Origin of the sequence: Mycobacterium sp., assembly GCF_040509115.1 — a bacterium.
In the GTDB taxonomy this organism is placed as follows: domain Bacteria; phylum Actinomycetota; class Actinomycetes; order Mycobacteriales; family Mycobacteriaceae; genus Mycobacterium.
Map to the genome: position 1 here is coordinate 1 of NZ_JBEVLO010000379.1, position 8,230 is coordinate 8,230.

Sequence of the window (8,230 nt, forward strand, 5' to 3'; positions counted from 1 at the left end):
AAGGCGTCCTCGCGGCGCATCGAGGTTCGCAGCCCCGACTCGGCCTGCAATCCGTACCTCGCCTTCGCCGTCCTCCTGGCAGCGGGCCTGCGCGGCGTCGAGAAGAACTACGTGCTCGGGCCGCAGGCCGAGGACAACGTCTGGAACCTGACGCCGGAGGAACGCCGCGCGATGGGCTACCGGGAACTGCCCGGCAGCCTCGGCGTCGCGCTGTCCGACATGGAGAACTCCGAGTTGGTCGCAGAAGCGTTGGGAGAGCACGTCTTCGACTTCTTCCTCCGCAACAAGCGGGCTGAATGGGAGAACTACCGCAGCCACGTGACGCCCTACGAGCTGAAGGCGTCTCTCGGGCTCTAGGGCGGTGGTGGCAGAGGAGCCACTTGGGCGTGAGCCCAGTGCGCTAACGTCGAGCCGTGGTCAAACCAGCGACGCAGCGACCGACGCTGCCCAGCGTCGGCAGGTTGGGCTTGGTGGAGCCGAACGCCCGTGCTGACCTGGACCGGTTGGGCTGGAACACCGACGCCCACGTCGAGATGCTGTGGTCGCTGTCCCGGTCGCCCGACGCCGACACCGCGCTGCGCACCATGGTGCGGCTGGCGGACGCGCTCGAGGACGGCTGGGACGAGCTGAACGGGGCCCTGCTGAAGGACCGCGGACTGCGGGGCCGACTGTTCGGCGTGCTCGGGTCATCCACGGCACTGGGCGACCACCTGGTCGCCGAGCCGCGGTCCTGGCAGCTGCTGGCAGGCAAGGCTGCGCTGCCGTCGGCCACCGAGTTGCGCGACGTGTTCGCCGATTTGGCGGAGAAGTCCTCCGATTGCAACGACTTACGAGTTCTCTACCGGGATCAGCTGCTCCTGCTCGCCGGGCTCGATCTGGCGCCAACGGTCGAAAACGAGCCCGTACTGCCCTTCCCGACGGTCGGCGCCCACCTCGCCGACCTGGCCGACGCCGCGTTGGGTGCGGCGCTGATCGTTGCCACCAGAACCGTCTGCAAGGGCGCCAAGGGGGACACGCCGCCACCACGGCTGGCGGTCATCGCGATGGGCAAGTGCGGGGCCCGCGAGCTCAACTACGTCAGCGACGTCGACGTCATCTTCGTCACGGCGAACACGGCCCCGAACGAGCTGGCGATCGCCACCCGGGTGGCAGGCGAGATGATGCGGTTCGCCGGTGACGCGTTCTTCGAGGTCGACGCCGCGCTGCGACCGGAGGGCAAGCAGGGACAGCTCGTTCGCACCCTGGAGTCGCACGTGACCTACTACGAGCGCTGGGCCAAGACGTGGGAGTTCCAGGCGCTGCTGAAGGCCCGCCCCGCCGCCGGCGACCCTGAATTGGGCGCGCAGTACATCGACGCGCTGATGCCGATGGTGTGGGCGGCGTGCGAACGGGAGGACTTCGTCTCCGAGGTCCAGAAGATGCGCAGGCGCGTCGAGGAATTGGTGCCAGCCGGGGTGCGGGCCCGCGAACTCAAACTCGGCACCGGCGGATTGCGCGACGTCGAATTCGCCGTGCAGCTTCTGCAGTTGGTGCACGGCCGCAACGACGAATCGCTGCACGTGGCATCGACCGTCGACGCGCTCGGTGCGCTGGGCAACGGCGGCTACGTCGGGCGTGACGACGCCGCCAACCTCACCGCGTCGTATGAATTCCTGCGACTGCTGGAACACCGCTTGCAACTACAGCGGCTCAAGCGCACCCACATGCTTCCCGAACCCGACGACGACGAGGCGCTGCGCTGGCTGGCCCGCGCGGCGCACATCCGACCCGACGGCCAGCACGATGCGCTCGGCGTGCTGCGCGAGGAACTCAAGCGTCAGAGCCTGCGCGTGTCGCGGCTGCACGCCAAACTCTTCTACCAACCACTGCTCGAATCCGTCGACGGCCCAACGGTCGAGTTCTCGGCGAGCATGTCGCCCGCGGCCGCCGAACGTCAGCTCGCCGCCCTCGGGTACGAGGGACCGCAGAGCGCCCTGACCCACCTGGCCGCACTGACCAGCAGCAGCGGTCGACGTGGCCGCGTGCAGCAGGTCCTCCTGCCGACGCTTCTGGACTGGCTCTCCGACACACCCGATCCCGATTCGGGCCTACTGGCCTACCGCCGGATCAGCGACCAGTTGGCCGACCAACGCTGGTTCCTGGCCTCGCTCCGCGACGAGGGGGCGGTGGCCAAGCGTCTGATGAAGGTGCTCGGCACCTCCGCGTTCGTCCCCGAACTCCTCATGCGGGCACCCGAGGTCATCCAGCAGTACGCCGACGGTCCAGCAGGTCCCAAGTTGCTCGAGGTGGAGCCCGACGGATTGGCCCGAGCCCTGGTCGCGTCGGCCGGTCGGCAGACCGAGCCCGCCAAGGCCATCGCCGCCGCGCGGACGTTGCGTCGTCGCGAGCTTGCGCGCGTCGCCTCGGCGGACCTACTCGGAATGCTCGAAGTCACCGACGTGTGCCGGGCACTGACCTCGGTGTGGGTCGCCGTGCTGCAGGCGGCGCTGGACGTCGTGGTCCGCGCCAACACGCCAGCGAGCGGTCCGCCCGCCCGAATCGCCGTGATCGGCATGGGCAGGCTCGGCGGTGGTGAACTGGGCTACGGCTCCGACGCCGACGTGATGTTCGTCTGCGAACCTCGCGGTGGCGCAGATGAATCGGTGGCGGTGAAGTGGTCGGTGACGATCGCCGAACAGGTGCGCAAGGTACTGGGAACGCCCAGCGCCGACCCGCCGCTGGAAGTCGACACCAACCTGCGGCCGGAGGGGCGCAGCGGTCCGCTGGTGCGCACGCTGGCCTCCTACGAGGCGTACTACGCGCGGTTCGCGCAGACCTGGGAAGTGCAGGCGCTGCTGCGGGCCCACCGCGTCGCAGGTGACGAGGATCTGGGGCTGCGGTTCCTGCTGATGGTCGACAAGACCCGCTACCCACCCGGTGGCGTCTCACCCGAAGCGGTGCAAGAGATCCGGCGACTCAAGGCGCGCATCGACGCCGAACGGCTGCCGCGCGGCGCCGACCCGAATACCCACACCAAACTGGGCCGAGGCGGACTCGCCGACGTCGAGTGGACCGTGCAATTGCTGCAACTGCGCTACGGCCATCAGATTCCGTCGCTGCACAGCACCTCGACGCTGGACACGCTCAACGCCATCGGCGCCGCCGAGTTGATCGCCGAGAGCGACGTGGACCTGCTCCGCCAAGCGTGGCTGACGGCGACCAAGGCCCGCAATGCACTGGTACTGGTGCGAGGCAAGCCCACCGACCAGCTCCCAGGGCCGGGACGTCAACTGAACGCCGTGGCGGCGGCGGCGGGCTGGCCCAACAGCGATGGCGGCGAATTCCTGGACAACTACCTGCGCGTGACGCGCCGGGCGAAGATGGTGGTGCGGAAGATCTTCGGCGCATGAGCACGGACTTTCCGTTCGACGTCATCAGTGCCGACGAGTACGACCGGCTGCGGGACCTTCACGGGCCGCTGACGAACGCCGTCCGCGAACTCATCGACGCAGGCATCCGCACCGACGTCGACGCCACGACCGTGCAGCAGGCGCAGGCCGCCATCGAGGCCGTCACGCGGTCACTGCGCGGCGTGCAACGCGACCAGACCTCGACGCTGCGGCACGCGGGCACCGGCAAGCCACTTGCGTGGTCCAATCCCGCTGTGGGACTGCGCAATGCGATCGCCCCGCCGATGAACATCCACCACGAGGACGACGGTGGCTGCTGGGCCGAGTTCGACCTCGGCGTGGCCTACGAGGGGCCGCCGGGGCTGGTGCACGGCGGCATCGCCGCGCTCGTCCTCGACCACCTGCTCGGCGAGGCGGCGAGCGACGGTCTGACCAAGCCGAACTTCACCGGCACCATCACGCTGCGCTACCTGCGCGGTACGCCGCTGGGACACGTGCGCGCCGAGGCCTTCGTCGAACGGGTCGAGGGCGTCAAGACCTACGCCCGCGGATACCTCGGCGACGCGAACGGCTGGACCGTGGAGGCCGACGGGGTGTTCATCATGCCGGCGTGGGCGCGAGTAACCGGGTGAGGTGCTACGCACACGAAGGACGGGCCTGAGACTGCTCAGCTTTCGATGGTGCGTCCCGTCGACACGATGACGATGGAGCGGCCCACCGGCACGACGACCAGTGACCCGTCGGTGCTCACCGCGGCGGCGTTCACGTAACCAGCAGCCTGGGTTCCGTCGCCCGGGTGGGGGTCGCCCACTCGCACCGTCGCGACGATCGTGTCGGCCGCGGGGTCGTACACCGAGAACAGCCCTTCGGTGAAGCGGGACAGATACAGCCGACTGCCGTCCGCGTTGGCCGTGGCGTAGGGACCGCCGGATCCAACCTTCAACGGCGGGTTGGCGATCACGGTGTTGGAGGCGGTGTCGATGACGGCGAGCGACGTGCCGTAGAGGGTGGCGTAGACGCGACCCGGCGCGGCGGTGACGTTGTACGCTCCCGAGGTCGTCAGCACCCTCGCGACCACCGCGCCGCAGGTGGGGTCGACCGCCGTGACGACGAAGTCACCGGTCGAGAAGTAGACCAGGCCGTCCGCCCCTCGCGTCATACCGGTCGGGTAGCCGCCGGTCGGGATCGTGGCCAGGACCGCGCCGAAGGTCTCGCCGTCCGGGTCGACGTCGTAGACCCAGGCGTTGCGGTGGCCGCCCGCGACGAACGTCGTCCCGTCGGCATCTAGCACCGCGTACTCGGCATTGAGGTCGGTGGCGAACACCTCCCGATACGCATGGGTGGTGTCGAGGACCCGGACGGTCCTTGCGCCGTTCACCAGCAGACGAGAACCGTCGGCGTTGAGGCTCAGACCATATTGCTGCGCGGTGGCGTAGGGCAGGATGGCCAGCACCGTGCCGGTCGCGGTGTCGACGACCTCGATCCGGGGATTCGCGGAGTGGTCGACGACCGCGAGATAGGCGGTGCTGCCGTCGGGGGTGACGACGACACTGCGAACGTCGCCACCGAAGTCGACCGTCGCGACCACCGAGATCTCGGTCGAAGGGGCCACGTCGTAGGTGCCGCGGGCGGTCGTGAATCCGCCGTGCCCGTCGCTGATGGTGATGGCCAGCACGTCGTTGACACCCGCAGGCAGATGGCCGAGCTGGGTGGGGTCCGGAACGAAGAGGAAGCTGCCGCCGGATAGCGCGGTCAGGGTGCCTGCCACCAGAGGTGTTGCCGCATAGGTCAATTCATCGGCGTCGCCGTCGGCACCCGTGACGGTGTAGATCACCCCGCCGGAGCCCGGATCGCTGATCTGGTCAACGGTCAGCGTCGGTGCGACGTTCGCGGTGCCCGCCGAGACGATGGCCAGCGTGTCGGTCGCTAACTGCGGAACGTAGAGGTGTCGACCGTCCGGGCTGATCGCCACCTGATAGAGGTCGTCGTCCGCACCGTGGACGTCGATCACCTCGGAGGTCAGCGCCACGGTGTCGACGACCGAGATGGTGCCGTCCCGGTTCAGGGTGAAGACCTGACGACCGTCGGGCGTGACGATGGCGTTGATGGGACCGGGTCCCGCAGCGACGTCGGTGACGTCGAAGGTGGCCGAGTCGATGATCGACAGGGCGGAACCGTCGGATCGCGTCGTGTAGACCGTGGAGCCGTCGGGGCTGAGGACGATGAACGGTCCGCCGCGCTCGGAGATCAGCTCGAGTACGGCGCCGGACTGTGTGTCGAACACGTACAGCCCGGAGGTCGTGGAGACGTACAGCTGATTGCCGTCGGGGCTGAGCGCCAGCGCGTCGAGATAGTCGAGCGCATCCCCCCTGGCGAAGTCGGTGACCGCCAGCGTGGCGGTATCGACCACCTTGACGCCGCTGCCGCTGTAATCCCGGAAGTAGAGCTTCGTCCCGTCCTGGCCGAGTACCGGAAGGTCGGCACTCTCACCGAGGTGCGTCTTGCCGACCACGGCGTTGGTCGCCGTATCGATCACCGCGAGGTCGTACTCGTCGTTCGGGGTGTGGACGAACAGATAGGTGCGGGCTCCATGCAAGGTCGCGACCAGGTCTTCGGCGTACCCACCCACCGGGATGGTGGCCACGACGGTGTTGGTGGTGGTGTCCACCACGGTGACGGTGCTGTTGCTGCCGTTCTCCGCGACGAGTCGGCCGCCCGCCGCCAACACCGAACGCCCGACCGGCGCGGCGGTGTCGAGATAGGTGATGGTGCCCGTGGTGGTGTCGAGCACGCCGAGCGTCGCGGCATGCACGTCGGAGACGTACACATAGCGCCCGTCGACACCGACGGTGACGTAATACGGACCGCCGCCCGCCGAAAGCCGTTGCACCGCAGCGGTTTGCGCGGTGATGGGGGACAGCAGCGACACGCTGACCGGTACGTCGACGGCACCGCCGTGCCCGTCGTCGATCGAGAGGGTGAAGGTGTCGGTGGTCTGCGCCGCCGTGGCGGTCGTCCTGGCCGCTTCGTGCAGAGCGGCCGCCGTCGGGGTGTAGGTCCAGGTGCCGTCGACGAAGGCAATGTCGCCGTGGGCCGCACCGTGGGCCGCGTAGGCGATCGGCTCACCGTCGGCATCGATCACGGTCAACGTTCCCGAGACCACCCGGGTGGCCGCGTCCACCGCACCGATCGTGCACGCCACCTCCGGACCGTCGTTCAGCTTGCCGATCGGGACCGCGACGCTCTGCGTGGTGACACCGCCGTAGCCATCGGTGAAGGTGAAGGTCAGCACGGCGACGGTGGCCGAGTGATCGGTCGGGTTGGTGAGGGCGTCACCATCGGGGTCCACCCCGTCGGGATCGACGTCGCCGGTGGTGACGGTTGCCGACGGCGTGTGGTTCTGCACCGTTGACTCGAGCCGGCGGAAGACGGCGAACACGATCTCGAAGAGGGGGAACGGGGTCAGCGGCGGCCCGGGTGGCAGGGCGACGGGTCCGAGCCCGAGCGCTCCGAGGAGGCCATTCATCAAGGCCGTAATCGGTGCGAGCAGAATCTGCCGCAGCGACGGCACGGGCACCGGTGCGGCGAGGGTGGTTGGCGAGGTGTCCGAAGTCGGCGGCGCGGCGAAGACAGGGGGAGGGGCGGTCCGCAGGTTGATCGTCGGCACCTCGAGGAACACTGCCGATCCCAGCGTGGGCGCGGGGCCGGGGTCGGCAGGCATCACGATGACCGTGAGGCCGTCGTCCGCCGCGTCCTCGGCGGTGGCGGTGCGATTGGCGCCGCCGAGGTCGGTCGCGGGTCCTGGCGGGTTCGGGGGTGTCGTCGCCTCGGGCTGCACCACCTCGATGACGGGCGGGGGAGGTGGGGCTAGCGAAGTCGTCGGGGCGGCTGGCGGCTGCGATTCTAGCGGCGTTTCTGGCTGGGGTTCCGGTTCCGGCTCGTTGTCCGTGCGCACGATCGCACCGCCGCCGGCATGCACGATGCCGTCGCGAGGGTCGGGGGTGGGGCCGGGGTCCGGCTCGGGAGGGTCGGGTTCATCCGGCTCCACCGAGGCCGGCGTGACGTCCACGGGTGGGTCGGCGGGGGGAGCGGGGGGATTCGGCTGCACCGACGATTCGGTGTCGTCGGCGACGGCGATCGCCGGCGACGTGGCGAGCCCCACTCCGACGCCGATGGCGAGCGCGAGCGCCCCCACCCGCTTCGAAAAACCCATGAACCGTCCCCCCACGTCGCGCCGAGACTGACGCTACGGATCTTCGGGTTCTCGGGAATCGGGGATTTCCCTACCGTTTTGGGGGTCGATCCCGGGGTCAGGGCCGCGTGCGTGGCCGAGTTACCTGCGCGGCCGGGTCACCTACGAAGTGATGCGCCCCTGGATCCGGCTCGCGCGCCGTCGACGGACCAGGCGCCCGCGCCGATGGCGGCAAGCAGCAGGAAACCGAAGCAGTACAAGATCGTCGGTTCGCCGCCGTTGCCACCCATCTGCTGCGGGTAGGGCCAGAAACCGCTGGGGAAGTGCATCCAGAAGTACGCGACGGCCATCTCGCCGGAGACGATGAAGGCCGCGATGCGGGTGAACAACCCGACGGTGATCAACGCACCGAGGACGACCTCGATCAGACCGGCCCACCACAGCGGCCAGGTGCCGACGGGAATCGCCTCTCCGAACGGAAACCCGAACAGCTTCATCGTGCCGCGGAAGAAGAACAACAATCCGAAGACCACTCGGAACAGGGTCAGCGCTGGGGTGGTGAGGGCGGCGAGTCTGGTGTCCAGTTGCGTCGTCATGCTCTGACGATACTATTCGGACCACAGTCCGTATAGGCGTGGGCTGTGAACCG

The 8,230-nt window shown here is 68.9% G+C and carries 4 protein-coding genes and 1 pseudogene; 3 read left to right on the forward strand and 2 right to left on the reverse strand.

Going from position 1 to position 8,230, the window contains the following annotated elements; translation table 11 throughout:
* The 3 genes and pseudogenes from ABW137_RS26230 to ABW137_RS26240 form a co-directional block, all read left to right on the forward strand.
* Positions 1-357, forward strand: a pseudogene (locus ABW137_RS26230) (glutamine synthetase); the annotation flags it as partial.
* Positions 358-413: 56 nt separating this feature from the next.
* Positions 414-3,389 (forward strand): bifunctional [glutamine synthetase] adenylyltransferase/[glutamine synthetase]-adenylyl-L-tyrosine phosphorylase, encoded by a 2,976-nt coding sequence (locus tag ABW137_RS26235; protein WP_526404391.1) that lies wholly within the window; start codon positions 414-416, stop codon positions 3,387-3,389.
* A complete protein-coding gene (locus ABW137_RS26240; RefSeq protein ID WP_526404392.1) occupies positions 3,386-4,021 on the forward strand; it encodes a PaaI family thioesterase in 636 nt (211 codons plus the stop codon). Before ABW137_RS26235 ends, ABW137_RS26240 begins: the two co-directional genes overlap by 4 nt.
* A 35-nt stretch (positions 4,022-4,056) precedes the next feature.
* Here the strand turns inward: ABW137_RS26240 and ABW137_RS26245 are convergent, their stop codons facing one another.
* Both ABW137_RS26245 and ABW137_RS26250 read right to left on the reverse strand, forming a co-directional pair.
* Positions 4,057-7,602 (reverse strand): Ig-like domain-containing protein, encoded by a 3,546-nt coding sequence (locus ABW137_RS26245; protein ID WP_526404393.1) that lies wholly within the window; start codon positions 7,600-7,602, stop codon positions 4,057-4,059.
* Positions 7,603-7,739: 137 nt separating this feature from the next.
* A complete protein-coding gene (locus ABW137_RS26250; protein ID WP_526404394.1) occupies positions 7,740-8,177 on the reverse strand; it encodes a DoxX family protein in 438 nt (145 codons plus the stop codon).
* Positions 8,178-8,230: the final 53 nt, after the last annotated feature.